This is a genomic window from Legionella pelazae (genome assembly GCF_052527395.1).
The window spans coordinates 190738-208383 of record NZ_JBNVZS010000003.1; the positions used below are offsets into that span (position 1 = coordinate 190738).

A 17646-nucleotide genomic window follows, 5' to 3' on the forward strand; every position below is an offset into this window, starting at 1 on the left:
CAGCATTAAGTGCTAGCTAACCATAAGGATTTAATCATGATTGACTTTAATTACAAACTATTTTAAAAAGCCATTTTATTAATTGTTAATAAAAACCACCTTTAAAAATGGTTTTTATAAATGGAATAGATAAACTTATGTTTTCAGCACTGGATGAAGGAAGAGGAATTGTACGAACTAACTGGGGTGAGATAAGAAATAGGTTTGAATCGATTAATCTAGAATTCACAAAATTAATAGATAATGTTTCACCAAATAAAAATATCCCAGTTTATCTGATTTATTTTCCTTATGGTATGTTAAAAGGAGATACAAGTAGTTCCTTTTTACCTTTATCTAATGATAGTTTTATTAAATTATCTGACTCTAATATAGATAAAACTATTGCACAGGATCTGGGCTATGGCATGTATTCTTCGCCGCTAGGAATTATTCTTGATAAGTATATTGAATACTTTATTGAATTCGACGAGCAAGTATTCCCATATCAAGTTGATGGACCAGGAACAATATTCAATAAAGGTATTTTGCTTAAAAAAATTAATAGAAGAAACTACAGCCCAAATGGTATCCTTAAAGCAACGGCAGGCGCGAGAACCGCGTTTATGCTTCCAAGCATAAATAGTCATAATGGAATAAATAGACTTTCAAAATTAACTAACTATGATTTAACTACGCCACGGAAATTAACTGAACATTTTAACTTATTTAGAGCTATAAATAAACAAAGTGATAAAAAATGGATGGCTTGCCTTGCTTATTTCTCTGAACGCTGGATAAATTATTTACTTTCTGATCCAGCATGGAGAGAAATTAAAAATTATATCCTTGAAGGAAAAAATAATACTGATTCTTTCAATGTAAACAGTACCTACTTTGATATTTTTTATTCAAAAGTGCAGAAAGATAGAAATTTAAGAACATCTAGTCCTTATTTGACAAACACAGCTATTCATTTAATAAAAGTTGCTCTGGGACAACATCCAGGATATATGCCAGCTACAACAGAGTGCTTACTACCTTTAAAGAGTATCCAATATTTAGTTGCTGAAGCATTTAAATTGCGGAAGGTTCCTACTGTTATGGTTCCTCATTCATTAATCTATGAGAGTGATAAATACCCTATTTATTATTCTATGCAATACCCAACTACTCCGCATTTTCTAACAAAGAAGAATGAAAGAGTTACTGCAAATCAAGAAATAGATGTGATTCATAGTATTTTAAGTAAATTTATTGAAGAAATGTCTAAGGAGAACTCACTACTATCAGATACAGTATTTGCTAAACTTTCTAAAAATATTAGCTTTAACTATTTTCACAATTATCCTCCTAAAGATAGTGAGTTGATTCAGAATTCCCGGCATCTTTCAGAGCTTGATCCAAGATTTAATTTTTGTTTTCATCAAAATAATTATAATGGGTTTAGTTTTGAAGGCCAATTTTTAAGGGGATGTGTTCAGATAAAGTCAACTTGCAGCATTTAACAAGTTAGATTGGGTGTATGTATGCTGTAGATAATCGAGGAATATTAATCTCATCTAAGAAAGTAAGCAACACATCTATTTTCTCAAAGGGTATAGAAGGATACATAGATGCAACATACAAAACAATTGTATGATTTTCTTTATAAAAATTAAGTAGCTTATGTTTGATCTTAACGATTGTGTTTTTTCTTTCTATATTATTTTTAAGTTCTTTGTCATTATTAATTATTGCTTTTATACCTGCGACGCCTATCTGCCATAGAATTAAATGACTATTAGAATTAATTTTATAATTATTATTTGAGAACTCTGTTGCTTCATATGCTTGGATACCACCCAATCCTGGATCAATTCTTAAATCACAGAAAAGACTATCCAAGCTAGAAATCCCAGGAACTATTTCTACTTGAATATTAGGTGATTGTTCTTCAATATCCTTAATTAATTGCTGAGAGCAGCTGGATAAAATTAGCGGGTGGCCATAAGTTACAAAACAAGTAATTGAATATATATTAGCTATATTAATAATTTCTTGGCATATACCACTATAGGCTTTTTTTCTCTCCTTAAAGCTAAAGTAAATTGAATCTAAAGATACACCTTTTTTACTATTCTCCATGATCCATCTCTTCATAGCTGGATCATTAACTAGATAAACAACGCAATCACTTTTTCTAATTAGAGATTGTGTCTCTAATGTAATATGAGATAAAAATTTTATGCCACACCCAGCAATAAATAATTTGTTCAATATTTGCGCCTAAAAATTACTAATCAATTACTCTTGTCTCACACGCTTGTCTAAAGTCAACTGACAATTGTGAAGAACCAATGGAAAATTCTTTTTTAATTTCTTTTAAGATTGCTTTTGAAGACTTTAATTCTTCTCCTTTTTCATTACATAATATTATTTCTTTATAATAAGGATTGGCAGCCATATATATTAATTTATTATAAATGCTCATATTTAGCCTTTGAAATTTCAATTATTTAAAATTACTCGATTATGTGAAGTCTTTAATCTCTCTTTACGTAAAAATAATGAAAGGATAAAACATATCATCCCTAATAATGCACAACATTTCCAAACTATATAGTTGCTGTAATACTCAGCGACATAACCTGACAATTTTGGGCCTAGGACGCCACTGCCTAAAAATACTGCTTTCCATAATCCAGATGCAACGCCTTCTTGACCTTCGTCATATAATTGAACAGCAAAATGCTTAGATAATGGGGAGAACAACATTTCTCCAAACGTTAATAAAATTAATGATAAGGTAGTTAATACAAAGGAAGTAGCTATTCCAAATAAAAAGTAACTCAAACCTACCAACAAGCCACCAAGGCCTAAAAACCATGTTGAATTTGTTTTTTTGACTCGCTCGATAATTAATGGTTGAATGCAAAAAATTATCCATGGATTAATTGAAGCAGCTGTAACTGATAGTAAATTACTTCCAAATCTGTCTATTAGTGTTGGTGTAAAAATTACTTTTACCATTGAAAAAATCAAACCAAAGCAAAGAATCATGATTACTAAAATAAAGAACTCTAATTTATATTCAGGTAAAAATACGAAATTTTGTGCTCTCTTAGATTTAGAGTTTCTAAAAATAGCATGGTTAAAGGTAAATGCCCATAAGCCACTAATAACAAGCAAAATTATTAAAGATTCAATAAAATTAGTTAAGTATTCAATATTTAAATCTAATAAAATAAAGGTAATAAAAGAAAAGCTTAGATTAAATAAAATTAATTCTAAGCTGATGATTTTTAATATATAATTATTATTGCCTCTAGCGGATCTAATAAGACTTGTTATATTACTAGTAGCTGCTATTGTTCCTATTCCGCCCAGGCAAAACATAGCTAAATTTATCATCCCTGGACTTGATGAACTAAACAAACTATATAAGCAGCCACTGAGAGCGATTAAACACAAACCAGAAATTTTAGTTGTTCTATAGTACAGAGTTAAAGTTCCACCAACAAGTGCGCCTAACAAACATCCCCAGTAATAATTTGATATAAATTGACCTATCTGACTGTAATGATAATGATCAACTTTCTTAAAATATACTGATATATTTAAACAAAAAGATATAACTAAATGCTCTGTAATAACTACAGGTAACAATCTCTTAGTTAGGCTTGGAACGCCTAAATAAATGTCGATTATATTTTTAACTATTTTTATCACTAGAATTCCTTTAAGACCAATCCCATTCTAGATTTTGCTAGCTGTTGATTAATAGTATTACCATAAATTTCATGGGCTTATAATAACATGAGTTTGGCATTTTAAATTACAATTTACCTTAAATTTATAAACGTTCTAACAAATTATGTTACAGGCCCTAGTTAATAATAAATAGATAACTTTTATTAATAAATGTTACTGTAGACTATTTGATATTATCATCCATACAGCTATACGGAGGATATACAGTTGTATAAAGCTAACATAGTTAATAATTTGAGAAATTATTTAATTCCGAATTAAAAGTTAAGAATATAATATCTATTTCTACCTTTATAAAGACTTAAGTAGTTACTATTGTAAATATTGCAGTTTAGGTATAAAATGAAAACCCTTCCGTAGCTTGGAAGGGCTTTTTAAAGCTAAAATGAATTTGTCTATTCTGAATCATCATTCTTTCTACTGCGGCTACCACCTTTCTTGCCAGCTTGACTTAAGCTGTCGTGGCCGCGTGTTTTTGCTGCTTGACGATGATCAGATTGTTGACCCCCTTTTCTTCCCGCCGCACTTAAAGATTCATGTCCACGGCTTGCTGCTGCTTTTTTACCACCTTGAGTTGTTCCAGTCATATAATTCTCCTTAAATTAAATTTACTAATAAACACCTATTGTCAAAATATAATTGACATATTTAGACAAACAATAAGTGTTAATGATTAACTTACCACAAATGACATGCATGTCAACAGTTGATATAAATTTATTTTATATATAATGGCAAAAAATAAAAGACAAATTAGTCATAATAAATACGTAAAAAATTTGACACAATTTGCCTATTATTTTAATGCTGTTAAATTAGTGACATACTAATAAAGCTCTAGTAACGACTAATTTCAGTTGTTGTCACATTAAGGGGCTCTTCATCGACATACGTTACTGATTCATAAGGAGGAGGTGTTACAACGACTTCTTTATAATCAACGACTTCAGAATTATAATAACAAGCAGTTAACAGAACTATGGGGCATAATATTATCCATTTCATGAAATAATCCTCAGCAATCCTTTGTATAAATTGTAGGTGACTTGCTTAAGACATGCCAATTGTGTAACTTCTTAATATTAAGAAGTATATTGACGATCTACCCTATATTTATAGGATGCAACTATAAATTTAGCCATTATAAAAACGTTTTCTACTTAGTATCAAAACCTTTATATATTATGTGCTTATGCTTATTAAGCCATGAACAATTACTATTAATTAACCTAATTTAATTTCATCATCATTAAGACTTAAAGAGCTCTCATCTCTTTTAAGTCGAAAGTCTATTTTAATATAGATCCGCACAAATGCTTTGCATTTTACGGGATAACATTCGTTAGGACTTAAAAGAGTCTTCGTTTCTTTTAAGTCGAACTCATGTAAATTTACTTGTCAGGGGTAAACTCCTTTCACTATACTGACAGCCGAGCAATATTGCTAATTCATTAAATGAATGGAATTAGTGTTTCCAGCTAGCTGCTAGAAGGATTATAAGGGATTGATTTTTTCAAAATTAAATTTGTTTAAAAAGTGAAATTTACTATTAATTAGGTAAAGCAAATATATTTTGGAAAGATTAAACTACAGGGTGTAAATATGTTAGATAGAGCAAGTGTAGTTGATGAGCAATTTATTAAACGAGTCAAGGAAGGTAACTTTCCTAGTCCAAGAAGTAATACTACGCTGCTGTCAACAGGACTAGATAAAAAAATCGTCATTGATCTCTTCGATTCACAAATTAAGTCACGCCTACTCGATATTATTGCCAGAGAACTTAAAGAAAAAGGTCTATCATTTTATACAATAGGTAGCAGCGGTCATGAAGGAAATGCTGCTGTTGCTTACGCTTTTCGTTATACAGATATGGCATTTCTGCATTATCGAAGTGGTGCTTTTTATCTTCAGCGAGCAAAGCAGGTTGCAAGCTGTGATGGCGTCAATGATATTTTATTATCTCTAGTTGCTTCAGCTAATGATCTTATTTCAGGAGGGCGCCATAAGGTTTTCGGTAGCGTTGTGCTAACTATTCCTCCACAAACATCAACCATTGCTTCCCATTTACCTAAAGCGCTAGGCACTGCAGTATCGATTACACGTGCGAAAGAGTTAAAGATTAATAGTAAACTTGCAACTGATTCAGTCATTTTATGTTCTTTTGGTGACGCCTCCACTAATCATGCCGCAGCGCAGACCACATTTAATGCTTGTTCTTGGCTTGCGGCACAAAATTATCCGCTGCCCCTTGTCTTTATTTGTGAAGACAATGGTATTGGTATTTCTGTACCTACACCCACAGCTTGGATTGAATCTTCCATCAAATATCGGTCTGGGTTACATTATTTAGCTTGTGACGGTTTAAATATTGCCGATGTCTATCTTAAATCAATGCAAGCACATAACTTAGCTCGCCTAAAAAAACAGCCTGTATTTTTGCATCTTAAGTGTGTAAGGTTATTAGGGCATGCTGGCTCTGATATTGAGTCGCAATATTTGCGACAAGCCGAAATTGATGCAACAGAAGCTAATGATCCCTTGCTACATACTGCTAGAATGCTCTATGAAGAAGGTTTCATGGAGCTTGAGTCTATTATCGAGCTTTATCAAACTAATCGCTCTTTAATTGAAGCAAAAGCGCTGGAGGTAGTACGCTTACCCAAATTAAGTAGTGCTGATGAAATTATGAGATCAATTATACCAAAAGCTCATAATAAATTTGTCTATCTACCACCGGCAGAGCCACAACGTAAAGAAGTATTTGGCAGCTCTTATAATCAATTAGGCATCAAACGTAATCTATCGCAACATATTAATTTTGCCTTAACAGATTTAATGTTGCAGTATCCAAACATGCTTATCTTTGGGGAAGATGTTGGGAAAAAAGGGGGTGTTTATCGTGTTACAGCTGATTTGCAAAAACGCTTTGGTCAGCGTCGCGTCTTTGATACTCTTCTAGATGAAACAACCATTCTAGGTAGTGCTATTGGGCTTGCTCATAATGGCTTTTTGCCTGTGCCTGAAATACAATTTTTAGCTTATTTGCATAATGCAGAAGATCAATTACGTGGTGAAGCGGCGACTTTATCATTTTTCTCTTCAGGCCAATATCAAAACCCTATGGTTATTCGTATTGCCGCGCTGGCTTATCAAAAAGGTTTTGGCGGTCATTTTCATAATGACAATTCAATTGCCGTATTAAGAGATTTACCCGGGGTTGTCGTTGCTTGCCCGTCTAATGGGCCTGACGCGGCAAAACTACTACGTACTTGTTTACGCTTAGCACATGAGCAGGGGCGAGTGGTCGTCGTTTTAGAACCCATTGCCTTGTATATGACCAAGGACTTACACACATCTGGTGATAATGGCTGGTTGTTTGAATATCCTGCCCTAGACCAGACAATTGAAGTAGGTGAGGTTGGTGTTGCAGGTGAAGGAGATACAGTTATTCTTACCTACGCTAACGGTTTTTATTTATCCCTACAAGCAGCTAAAATTTTAAAAGAAGAGCACAATATTGCAGTCAAAGTTATTGATTTGCGTTGGCTAAGTCCTCTGCCAGCAGAAGCAATCCTGCGAGAAGTAACTGGTGCGAAAAAAATTCTCATTGTTGATGAAGGAAGACGTAGCGCTTCTATAAGCGAAGGATTAATTACACTCTTAGTTGAACAGGCAGCGCCCAATTTAAAAATAAAGCGTATAACAGGTGAGGACTGCTTTATTCCATTAGGCAATGCTTGGCAGTATTTATTACCAAGCCGCGATTCTATTATTGCGGCATTACTAGCATTACACTCTATTAATGGGGAGAAAGAGCGTGGACGATCTGTTGTTTCTTGATGAGCAATTACAAGATGATGAGCGACTAATTAGAGAAAGCGTAACCCGCTTTGTTAATAACGATGTAGTACCTTTAATGGCAGCGGCGTTTGAGAAAGGTGAGTTTCCCAAAAAACTTATTCAAGAATCAGCCGATCTAGGCTTGTTGGGTTTAACCTTACCAGTAGACTATGGTGGAGCAGGTGCTTCCTATATCGCTTATGGTTTAGTCTGTCAGGAACTGGAGCGCGGTGATAGTGGCTTGCGTAGTTTTGTATCTGTACAAAGTTCTTTATGTATGTATCCTATTTTTCGCTATGGTAATGAAGAGCAGAAACAGAGATTCCTACCTGCGATGGCTGCTGGTGAAATTATTGGTTGTTTTGGTCTAACTGAGCCTGATTCAGGATCAGACCCAGGAAGTATGCGCACTTATGCTAAAAAAGTATCGGGTGGCTGGCGGCTAAGTGGCGCTAAAATGTGGATTACTAATGCACCTATTGCTGATATTGCTATTGTTTGGGCTAAAACTGACGAAGGCATTCGAGGTTTTATTGTTGAGAAAGATTTTAAAGGATTTAGTCGACCTGAAATTAAGCATAAAATGTCTTTGCGAGCATCTATAACAGGCGAGCTTGTCTTTGAAGATGTTTTTGTGCCTGATGAAAATCTTTTAGCAGGAACTGGAAAAGGCCTAGGTGCTGCGTTAAGCTGTTTAAGTCAAGCTCGCTACGGTATTGCCTGGGGTGCTATGGGCGCGGCTATGGCTTGTTTTGACATAACAAAAGATTATTTATTAGAACGTAAACAATTTAATAAGCCACTTGCTTCCTTCCAATTAATACAAGCTGAATTAGCACAGATGTATAGCGAAATTATTAAAGCGCAGTGTTTAAATTTACAAATAGGAAGATTAAAAGATCAAGGACGCGAAACGCCTGTCATGATTTCTTTAGCAAAACGAAATGGCTGTCGTGAAGCGTTAAATATTGCCCGTAAATGCCGCAACCTTTTAGGAGGTAATGGGATTAGTCTAGAATATCATGTGATTCGCCACATGCTAAATTTAGAATCAGTGTTTACTTATGAAGGTACAGACAATGTGCATACTCTAATATTGGGTCGCCATATAACGGGAATTAATGCTTTTAACTAGCTAAAATTTTAATTATAAAGCAATTGGTTATTTCGATGAGCAATATTAATTCATCGAAATAACTTTAGGGATACTGCCTAAGTAATCGAGCATTTTTATTGCTCTTAATAAGATGCTTTTATCTTATTAAATAGAGTATGAAAAACCATTATCAGGCCTAGATAAATCTATTCGCTCTAATTCATCCTCCTTTTTTAATTCATGCAAAATACAATCTTGAATAAGTACTTCTCCTTGCAATGCTAGCTCAGCGTTATGCTTTAAATTATATTTTTTATAAGTAGTATGAATGATTCGTAATTATTACGATAAGGTATCACCTAAATCATTCTGACCTAACTCTGCTATTTTTCCTTTCATAATTATCACAGTAAATCAGATTATTTATCAAGGCATTAGACTTTGAAATAGGAAAATATTAGTAGCCAATTTTATCGAGATTATAAATATTATTTAATAATAAAAATTTCTTTAAAGTAAGTAAGTCAATACAATGTATATTGTTATAGGCAATAGCTTTTGTAGGTAAAATATTTTTATATAAAAGTTGTATAAAGTGCCAGAAAATTAAGTAGAAATTTATCTTAATATCATTAAAGTTTTTTATATAGGTCTATAGAGTTAATTTAAGTTACTTGAATTATTTTAAATTAGAAGCTATAAGACATTTACTGTTTAGCTCATTAGATGAGCATTAAATAAGACAGTAGGTAGATGGATCCAACTTACTGCATAGGTAGTATACTTATAACAATCCATGATTAAAGGTATTTACTATGGCAGAGCATAAAACTAAAGAAAAGATAAATAATAAAGATGGAAGCAAGTCATTTAAAAAAAGGTATAAAAATACTAAAGATAACAAGTCAGATTCACCTGCTTTAGTATTAGATAAATTAACTGTTGATCCATTAAGACCTATGGAAGGCGCAGCTGAATTAGCTGAAAAAGTAAAAAATGATCTTGCTCTTTCCGGAACCAACAACGAGTTAACCCAGAAGCAATTTCTTGGCGCAGATATGGGTAATTTATTAGGTAATGGCGTTCCTGGCTACCAGACTACCGGTGTAGAGCATCCCATAAATGAAGTCCAAAATCATATTGAAGCAAAAAAAAATCCAGGGACTAGATAAGTCAGTTCAAGTATGGAAAAGGCACCAAATTATTTGGTTTCTTAGTTTGAACACGCTGGCTCTACGCTATAAAATTTAAGTTTACAGGTAAGCGGCAAAACCGTCTTTATCTATTTTTGTCAAAAAAAATACTTTTTGAGGTAATTTTTCCGTTAAAATGTTAATTTGTTATTACAATTGTTTTATAATTGACATCCTGTTCAATATTAGTCAATTTATTATGAAGAAATTTATTATTGCCTTAAGCTCTTTTTTTATTAGTCAAGCACCTAGCTTTGCAGCAGTTGGCGTTTCACCGACCTTATTTAGCCCCTACGCTGATGTAACTATTAATACCCATTGGGATCCCGAATATCAGGATATGGAACCTATGGATTTAACAACTATTGCTTTAAATCAAGGTATTCAAGCTTATCATCTAGCATTTATTACTGACAGCGGTACCTGCAAACCTGCTTGGGGCGGGCAAGAAACTTATAGCATTGCCAATCAATGGGGAAAGCATTTAACAGATAAATTAGCTACAAACCATATTGCTGTAGCCGTATCCTTTGGTGGAGCAAGTGGAAATGATGTATCTTTAAATTGTAGTAAAGATGAGCTTATAGCTTTATTTAAGAATACAGTTAATATTTATCAAGCTAAGACACTAGACTTTGATATTGAAAATGGAACAGCAAATGTGTCTAAGTTAATGCAAGCTTTACAGGCATTTCAGCAGCAAAATCCTAAGATTCAATTAAGCTTTACTTTACCTGTTCTTCCTGAAGGTCTTACTTCACAAGGTAAATCAATTGTGGAAGCAGCAAAAAATGCCGGCCTCAATTTTCATGTCAATATTATGGCTATGGATTATGGGCCAGCTTACATAGGTGATATGGGAGAATATGCCATTCAAGCCGCTACAGCATTGCATGATTATCTACTAACTCTTTATCCATCTCAATCTGATGCAAATATTTGGCGTTTAGTTGAAGTGACACCCATGATAGGGGTTAATGATGTTAATGTTGAGCAATTTACACTTCAAAATGCCGACAGATTAGCTCAATTTGCTAAAGAAAAGGAGCTAGGTATGTTGGCAATGTGGTCAATTGCTCGTGATAAACCTTGCGCTGATAAGTGGGCAAGCCCAACCTGTAGTGGTAATAATTTACAGCTAACGGATTTTGAATTTACTAAGCACTTGCAAATTTAGTTATTGACTATCAAACAGCTTGTTATTCCTAGAAAAACAAGCTATTCTTCACAACCGAGTCGGGGCGTAGCGCAGCCTGGTAGCGTACTAGCATGGGGTGCTAGTGGTCGAAGGTTCAAATCCTTCCGTCCCGACCAGTAAAACCTCTTATAAATCAGCAGATTGCAATTAAAATTTTTACTTCATTTTTTCAATTTAATTTTTTGGGGTACACTTTGGGGTACACTTATTAAAAAGTGATCTCTCTTTTAATGATATACAATTTGTTTTTACTTCCAAATAAAGTTTTTCAAATTTAATATAGAAATCAGGGTCTTTTGTTTTGCGTCTATAAGCTATGTAGATGCTAAAAATATCATAAAAGTAAATAATGGAATTTCCTAATAACTCAGTTACTTCCTCTGTAGTTATTGCCTTGCGCGAATGTAAATAGCCAATAGTCTCTAAAAAATCCAAGAAATTTAATAGCTTAATAAATTCCTCAATTTGACTTTCATCATCATTCAGATCCATGATTTTTTGAGCAATAAGAGGTTTTATTTGTTGATTTTCGTATTGTGGATGCATTGTTTTAGCATCAAGGTATAGCTTATGAATAACCTCTCTGGCCCTGATTATTTCAGGACTTGCCCACCGTTCATCAATTCGTAATAAATAGCTTATTCTTGATTGTTCAATTGCTTCTTGAGTCTTTATATATGCTAGTAATATTAAAATTGCTGAAACAAAAAGTGCTAACACTGAGTAAGTTAAACCTGTTTCAAAATTTTGATGTTCATCGTTTAGTTTTAAATAGAAATAAACTCCTACAAAAATTACTGTAATAATGATAAGCAATATAAAAGAAGACCATAAGGGTTTATTTCTAATAAATCTCTTCATGTTGGCAGCCAAGCAGTTTTATTATCTATCGGTATTTTTTAAGACAACCTTTAACCAAATTAAAAGGCTATAAGCCTCTCCATATTGTTAAAGGAAATTATATCGTTTAAAATTAAATCAATTTGAGTAAATTTTGTTGATTATGCTATAGTTTGATAAATAGGTTGCTTGGAATTGTCGCCGGAGGGAGCCGTGCCAAAAAATACATTTTCTATTAATGATCCTATCCATGGCTTAATACAATTTCGTGATGATGAAGCAATATTTGTAAAAAAAATACTCCAAACGGCAGAATTTCAAAGGCTACGGCATATTAAACAATTAGGTATGGCTTTTTATATATATCCCGGAGCAACGCATAATCGATTCAGTCACTCTATAGGCGTAGCTTATTTAAGTAAGAGAATTATCCAAAAACTTCAGGCTGATTATCCAAAATCTAAAATAGAAAAATTAAAACTATTGGCAATAGCTTGCGGGTTATTACATGATGTTGGACATGGCCCATATTCTCATATGTTTGAAAAAGCTGAATATGAAGGTATCGAAATAAAATTTAATCATGAAGAAATGACTCTTCTGATTATTGAAAGGATTTGTGCTAATTCTATTTTTAATAATGAAGAAAGAGAATGTTTAACCCAAGCTATACAAATTTTAAATAAAAAAAATACCCTTCTAAAAGATCTTTCATTAATTCGCGGGCTTGTATCTTCTCAATTAGATACTGACAGAATGGATTATTTACTCCGTGATAGTCATTTCTGTGGAGTAACTTACGGTAATTATGATTTAAAGTGGCTGATTCATAGTATCGAATTATATCCAGAAGAATCGCATAATTATTTATGTATTAATAAAAAAGCAATTGGAGTGGCTGAAAATTATTTAATTGCAAGAAGGTTAATGACAAATTGTGTTTATAAGCATCGAAAAATAGTAGCACTGGAATTTATTTGTTCCAAATTTATAGAACAAGTATTCAAAAAAATTAATGAGCTTGAGAAAAGTATTAGTTATAAAAATCAGCCAATAATTAAATATCTTTCCCAACTTAAAAAAAAGCAAAATTTAGAAAAATGTTTAGATGAATACATTTATATTTGTGATTATGATTTAGACATTCTAATCACTATGTTGGTAAATGATCCTAGCCATGAAAAAAATGATTATAGTGTTATAGCGAAAAAAATATATAAACGTGAAATTCCTATTACCTACGAAATAGATTTTACTAAATATGATGAAGCTAAAATTCTCATTGATAAGTGGAAGGGCGATCATCCTAATTTTTATGATTGGCAACTCCATTTGGATAAAAGAAGCATAATTACTTTCAAAGAAGAAGAAAAAGAGAAAATATTTATAAATGATAATAATAGTATAAAATTACTTCAGCATCTCTCATTGCCTATCTTTTCTTTTACAAATAAAAATGAAACAAACCCCCTTTTAATTGTTGATAAAATGATTTGTGATGACCCTTTAGTATTTAAGCTTGTCGAGAAACTTAATCTTAAAAATTGTTTTACAGGACATGTTGAGATAAATGGCAAATAGACTGAAAAAGAAAGAATATTTGTATTAATTTAAAATTCTTTAATAACTTTTGCTAATTTATACCGGTATTTAAACAGGAACCTTGTTCCCTTTATTAAAGTGTAATTTAAGAATTATCTGAACGGGATTTCTAGGCGGGCTTACGTTAATATTTTTAATCCTATTCGTATCAGATGAATCTGAAATCGTGGCCTTACCTACATATTGCCAATTATTAGATTTAATTTTTTTAAATATGGGAACTTCTAAGTTACAATTTATAAGGTAATGAGCAGATTTTTTTCTATATGGACCTTCTTCAATCCATGCTTCTTCAGGAAAGTTAGGATTTATCCGAGGATTAAACTTACAATATAAAACCCTGCCTTTAACCAAAGGCATGGATGACTGCAAATTACCTCCAAACAACTTTAATAGCTCTGTGGAAGTATAAATAGTGTTTTCTCTCAGCATCATAAATTTACCTTATTTAAGTATTTTTTAAAAAAAGGAATATTTGCTTGATATATATGGGCACTACCTAGCAGCATAGTTAAACTTCCCGCATTAATATTATAATTAGGTATCTTATTAAGCTCGTCGATAAATTTATTCATTAAATGGCAGTGCCAAGGTAAATCATAAGTCAGCCCTCTAAATAAATCCGAGGATCTTTGAAATACAATAAAATGTAAAAAATCATCACGGATTAAAATTTGAGTTGAAATAGTACATGGTATGTCTTTTGTGTCTGTATCATAATGTTGAGGCAAGTTATAATGTAAAATCACTTGTCGTGATAATTTATCTTCTTTAAGAAGATTAATAGCGTGAAGGAATGAAGTTATACCAGATTTAGAATAAGGCTTTCTTTCAAACAAAATCATGTGCCCATAGTTGGATTGGATTTTTCCATCGGGATCAGCTATTTTTTTCCAGAAAGAGCTTGGAGCCTGTTCAGCAATTAGAGAACCTGACTCATACCATTTAATTTCTTCGTGAAGATACTTTTGGTATTTTAACTGTCTTCTGTCATCTATATTTGTAAAATCTAGTACGTGGTTGTTAATATCCTTTAAACAAATAGAACAATTAATAACTTCTTTTGTCCTTTTCTTATTAACAATTACGTCCTCTCCATTTGCGAAAATCAATTGAATTAAGTTTTTATATAGGACTTTAAAATCATTGTGTTCAAAATTATACATTTTGGCTTAAATTTATTAATTTAATTAAGTTATCGGCATGTATTTAATATTGTTTAACCTCCATAGATTTAGTTTGGAATCGTTAAAGATAACTCTAGCGTTACTACTCTTCTATTTATTTTTATTAAACCAGGGTAAAAAACATTCAATCATTACTCTTTTTATAGTGTCACCTATCAAATTAAATTACTGCTAAGTTATTCATAGTAATGGTGTTCTCACTGATTAGCTGACTGGAAAATATTTTTTTATTCACAATTTCGTTATAAAAAAATGGAATTTCGCCCTTTTTTTGCAATTTTCGATATAATTTTCTTAATATTTTTCCTATTTTGAGTCAAACTTTTACTTTTATTCTATAAAAAAGCTTCCAAAACGTACTGACAAAACCGACATAATAATGTGTCAGTTTTGTCGGCATGTTTGGCTACTTCATCTAATTTTTTCAGCTAAGGCATTACTTGAATTGATTTTTGATTTTGTTGAAGGGATCCAGTAGTAAACAACTTTGGGGCGGCCGTTTGTATCTGCTGAACTTAATATTTTTGGTACAATATACCCATAATCAACTAGCCAAGTTAAAGCGTCATTAACCTCTTTAATGCTATTTAAACCAGACCAGCCCTTACGTTGTATAGTACGAGCAGTTAACGGATCATCTAGATTAGATTTACGCTTCAGAATGAGCTTTGCTCCATCCAGGCTATCATTTAATGCAATACTATAGAGTCGTTTAGCATGACTAAGTAAATAAGATGCCCAATCTAATGATTTAGATGTGGCCTCTATCCCAACAGCATCACGCCCTCCATCAATTATTTCAAATAATAACGCTAATCCTGCAATAGTCTGAGGCATTTTAAGCATATGGCTTTCAAGGACTGGATGGATATCAGCACAACGGGCAGCGTCCTGGATTTCTTTCATCCAATTAATAAATAACTGCTGTGCCTCATTGGTAAATCGAAAATAGCGAGGTTCTCCGCCTGCCGTGTCAAAGCTAAGCTCGTGGAGGCTTTGAAAAATGGTATCATATTTTTCTTTTGCTTGTTGATTTGGGGCGCGATCAATCCACTCCCAGCAGCCTATATCATCTGGCAAAATTGCAAATTGAAAACGTTGAATCAAACCATCATCACCGGTTCCTTTGATGGCATCACGGACTAGTGCGGCTATTTTACTCGGCTGAATACCGCCAATAACTGATAGAGTACAGTTTTGAATGACAATTGTGCCACGTCCAATACGATCATAGAAGTAATTTCCATTACCGTCAAAGCACTCAAGATAAAATGCGCGCTCGGTTTGATATTCTTCTTTGTTTAATTTACCTAGCCAGCCTGACAGTTCATCACGAACTAATAACAAACCATTAGAATTTTCTTTTAATAATTCACCTAGTTTTTCAATAGTGGCATCGTTGACTATCAATCTTTTGCGGACGGGCTTGGGCGCGCATTCTAGGAATTTCAGTGCTTTTTTGGCTGCCTCTCGATTATCCTTTTTTAATGCATTTTTGGCTTTATTTTTTGCTTCCAGCTTTTCGAGCTCTATTAATTGGCATTCTTCCTCATAATTTTTTACCTCTTCTTCAAATTGTTGCGCAGCGCTTATATCTAATTGCTTTAAAGGTTTAAGAGCTTCCTTCATACTCGGACTCTTCATAGCAGAAGGACGTCCAATAATTGCACCCCATTGGTTCGGAGTTACTGCCCAATCATCATGTTGTTTAGGATATATTATCGCTTTGCGTCCTAACAGTGCTGATAAGCCTACGATCGCGGCTACAGCAGCAAAATCAGGTAAACTTTGTTGGCGATTAGCGACATCAAATATATAATCTCGAATGGCTTCCGGTAACATCTTGGGTAACAGGGGCAACACGGGTGGTCTTGATTCTGGCAATGGTCTAGGGGCGTCATTTAATAGTGGGTTAAATGTGTCTCTGAAATCTTCAGACACCGATCTAACACCAAGTGAAACAGTTAGATTTGAAGCTATAGTAAATGCCTCACGCTCTGTTAAGCTTTCTCTTATCCTCATTAGATCGAACGCATCGTGCCAGTAGCCATCATTAAATTGATCATTGTGATGACTAAAAAATTTACCGTCTTTTACTGTTATTCCTGCGATACCTGTGGAAGATTCAGGTGATAACCATTTTTCGTAACCATTATTGACTAATTTTCGCTTATAACCATATTGAGTAAGAAGGGCCGGAAGAGGGTTTTGCTCATTAAACATTTGGATAGGTGATACCCTGCCGTTCTTATTCAGTTGCTCTGGCCGTGATAAATGTTTAATAGAGGGTAAGATTTGCGCTACGGCAACATGGATCGGTTCTCCTTCTAGAAATTCGAAATATAAATGATTAATAGTGCTTTCTGCTGGGCGGCGCGGATAATACCAGCCTTGAGCAAATACATTATTTTCTTTGGCATACGCAAGTGTATATCCATTGATTGTTTTGTTGATGAGTAAAATGCAAGCTTCTATTGTTGGCGCGAGATGCTCTTTGGTATAAGGTTGATTAGTAGTTAGGATAATCCGATACCTGTTACCTTTAGTTCCAGTGTAGTGTGAATAAGAGCCATAAATAATATGTCCGATATTCATCTCTTTTAAAGCTTGGTGAACGGCTAGAGGGGAAGGCGCGCCCTCTAACTCACATCCATCGTCGTCAACACGTTTATCGCAATCAATAATAAGAAGCTCAGCACGGCTATGAGTATTAAGATCTCCGCGTGGCATACATCTACCGTCTATTGCAGTTTTTAACGCACTTCTCAGAAAATGGCTGCCATCCTTATTGCCAATTTTTAACTCTCTTAACTTCGTAAGCAGTTCATTGCCTTTAATGTTTTCAAACTCATTAGTGATAGTAATTCCTGTATTTGTCGATGCGACTACAGTATTTTCTAAAATTGTTATAAAATTATTCATGGTAAATTCCTAAAGAAAGGGGGCGGTCACCCCCTT

At 33.4% G+C, this 17646-nt stretch carries 15 protein-coding genes and 1 tRNA gene; 7 read left to right on the forward strand and 9 right to left on the reverse strand.

Annotated features, from left to right (window positions below; all coding sequences use genetic code 11):
* The first annotated feature begins 137 nt into the window (after positions 1-137).
* On the forward strand, positions 138-1487 hold the full coding sequence (locus tag ACQUW5_RS05405) for a hypothetical protein (protein WP_444990191.1): 1350 nt from the start codon (positions 138-140) through the stop codon (positions 1485-1487).
* Between the two features lie 4 nt (positions 1488-1491).
* Here the strand turns inward: ACQUW5_RS05405 and ACQUW5_RS05410 are convergent, their stop codons facing one another.
* The 5 genes from ACQUW5_RS05410 to ACQUW5_RS05430 all read right to left on the reverse strand — a co-directional run bounded on the left by ACQUW5_RS05410 (position 1492) and on the right by ACQUW5_RS05430 (position 4737).
* Entirely contained in the window at positions 1492-2238 is a 747-nt protein-coding gene (locus tag ACQUW5_RS05410) for an SAM-dependent methyltransferase (RefSeq protein ID WP_444990192.1), read from the reverse strand.
* 19 nt (positions 2239-2257) lie between these two features.
* Positions 2258-2452, reverse strand: a complete 195-nt coding sequence (locus ACQUW5_RS05415) for a hypothetical protein (protein WP_444990193.1) — start codon at positions 2450-2452, stop codon at positions 2258-2260.
* A gap of 17 nt (positions 2453-2469) precedes the next feature.
* Complete coding sequence (locus ACQUW5_RS05420; protein ID WP_444990195.1) at positions 2470-3690, reverse strand: MFS transporter; 1221 nt, start codon at positions 3688-3690, stop codon at positions 2470-2472.
* Between the two features lie 437 nt (positions 3691-4127).
* Positions 4128-4319: a hypothetical protein gene (locus ACQUW5_RS05425; RefSeq protein WP_444990196.1), complete on the reverse strand. Its 192-nt coding sequence runs from the start codon at positions 4317-4319 to the stop codon at positions 4128-4130.
* 250 nt (positions 4320-4569) lie between these two features.
* A complete protein-coding gene (locus ACQUW5_RS05430; RefSeq protein WP_444990197.1) occupies positions 4570-4737 on the reverse strand; it encodes a hypothetical protein in 168 nt (55 codons plus the stop codon).
* 597 nt (positions 4738-5334) lie between these two features.
* Between ACQUW5_RS05430 and ACQUW5_RS05435 the strand changes: the two genes are divergently transcribed.
* From ACQUW5_RS05435 to ACQUW5_RS05455, 5 genes are all read left to right on the forward strand, one after another.
* The gene (locus tag ACQUW5_RS05435; RefSeq protein ID WP_444990198.1) at positions 5335-7572 is read left to right on the forward strand and encodes a thiamine pyrophosphate-dependent enzyme; all 2238 of its coding nucleotides are present in this window, start codon (positions 5335-5337) and stop codon (positions 7570-7572) included.
* A complete protein-coding gene (locus ACQUW5_RS05440; RefSeq protein ID WP_444990199.1) occupies positions 7550-8707 on the forward strand; it encodes an acyl-CoA dehydrogenase family protein in 1158 nt (385 codons plus the stop codon). The genes ACQUW5_RS05435 and ACQUW5_RS05440 overlap by 23 nt, the downstream gene beginning before the upstream one ends.
* Before the next feature lie 776 nt (positions 8708-9483).
* Complete coding sequence (locus ACQUW5_RS05445; RefSeq protein WP_444990200.1) at positions 9484-9840, forward strand: hypothetical protein; 357 nt, start codon at positions 9484-9486, stop codon at positions 9838-9840.
* 220 nt (positions 9841-10060) lie between these two features.
* Complete coding sequence (locus ACQUW5_RS05450; protein WP_444990201.1) at positions 10061-11038, forward strand: chitinase; 978 nt, start codon at positions 10061-10063, stop codon at positions 11036-11038.
* Between the two features lie 60 nt (positions 11039-11098).
* A tRNA-Pro gene (locus tag ACQUW5_RS05455) sits at positions 11099-11175 on the forward strand.
* A gap of 58 nt (positions 11176-11233) precedes the next feature.
* Here ACQUW5_RS05455 and ACQUW5_RS05460 read toward each other — a convergent pair.
* Positions 11234-11920, reverse strand: coding sequence for a DUF4760 domain-containing protein (locus ACQUW5_RS05460; protein ID WP_444990202.1), 687 nt, complete (start codon positions 11918-11920; stop codon positions 11234-11236).
* A gap of 192 nt (positions 11921-12112) precedes the next feature.
* On the opposite strand from ACQUW5_RS05460, the gene ACQUW5_RS05465 reads away from it, so the two are divergent.
* Positions 12113-13480, forward strand: coding sequence for an HD domain-containing protein (locus tag ACQUW5_RS05465; protein ID WP_444990203.1), 1368 nt, complete (start codon positions 12113-12115; stop codon positions 13478-13480).
* Positions 13481-13549: 69 nt separating this feature from the next.
* On the opposite strand, the gene ACQUW5_RS05470 is transcribed toward ACQUW5_RS05465, so the two are convergent.
* The 3 genes from ACQUW5_RS05470 to ACQUW5_RS05480 form a co-directional block, all read right to left on the reverse strand.
* Positions 13550-13936: a hypothetical protein gene (locus tag ACQUW5_RS05470; RefSeq protein ID WP_444990204.1), complete on the reverse strand. Its 387-nt coding sequence runs from the start codon at positions 13934-13936 to the stop codon at positions 13550-13552.
* Entirely contained in the window at positions 13933-14667 is a 735-nt protein-coding gene (locus ACQUW5_RS05475) for a thymidylate synthase (RefSeq protein ID WP_444990205.1), read from the reverse strand. Before ACQUW5_RS05475 ends, ACQUW5_RS05470 begins: the two co-directional genes overlap by 4 nt.
* Positions 14668-15099: 432 nt before the next feature.
* On the reverse strand, positions 15100-17610 hold the full coding sequence (locus ACQUW5_RS05480) for a YfjI family protein (protein WP_444990206.1): 2511 nt from the start codon (positions 17608-17610) through the stop codon (positions 15100-15102).
* Positions 17611-17646: the final 36 nt, after the last annotated feature.

Excerpts from the sequence above, each read along its gene's own strand:
- ACQUW5_RS05470 (WP_444990204.1), bottom strand. The coding sequence starts at position 13,936 with ATGATGCTGAGAGAAAACACTATTTATACTTCCACAGAGCTATTAAAG.
- ACQUW5_RS05480 (WP_444990206.1), bottom strand. The coding sequence starts at position 17,610 with ATGAATAATTTTATAACAATTTTAGAAAATACTGTAGTCGCATCGACA.
- ACQUW5_RS05430 (WP_444990197.1), bottom strand. The coding sequence starts at position 4,737 with ATGAAATGGATAATATTATGCCCCATAGTTCTGTTAACTGCTTGTTAT.
- ACQUW5_RS05460 (WP_444990202.1), bottom strand. The coding sequence starts at position 11,920 with ATGAAGAGATTTATTAGAAATAAACCCTTATGGTCTTCTTTTATATTG.
- ACQUW5_RS05405 (WP_444990191.1), top strand. The coding sequence starts at position 138 with ATGTTTTCAGCACTGGATGAAGGAAGAGGAATTGTACGAACTAACTGG.
- ACQUW5_RS05445 (WP_444990200.1), top strand. The coding sequence starts at position 9,484 with ATGGCAGAGCATAAAACTAAAGAAAAGATAAATAATAAAGATGGAAGC.
- ACQUW5_RS05425 (WP_444990196.1), bottom strand. The coding sequence starts at position 4,319 with ATGACTGGAACAACTCAAGGTGGTAAAAAAGCAGCAGCAAGCCGTGGA.
- ACQUW5_RS05435 (WP_444990198.1), top strand. The coding sequence starts at position 5,335 with ATGTTAGATAGAGCAAGTGTAGTTGATGAGCAATTTATTAAACGAGTC.
- ACQUW5_RS05475 (WP_444990205.1), bottom strand. The coding sequence starts at position 14,667 with ATGTATAATTTTGAACACAATGATTTTAAAGTCCTATATAAAAACTTA.
- ACQUW5_RS05415 (WP_444990193.1), bottom strand. The coding sequence starts at position 2,452 with ATGAGCATTTATAATAAATTAATATATATGGCTGCCAATCCTTATTAT.
- ACQUW5_RS05450 (WP_444990201.1), top strand. The coding sequence starts at position 10,061 with ATGAAGAAATTTATTATTGCCTTAAGCTCTTTTTTTATTAGTCAAGCA.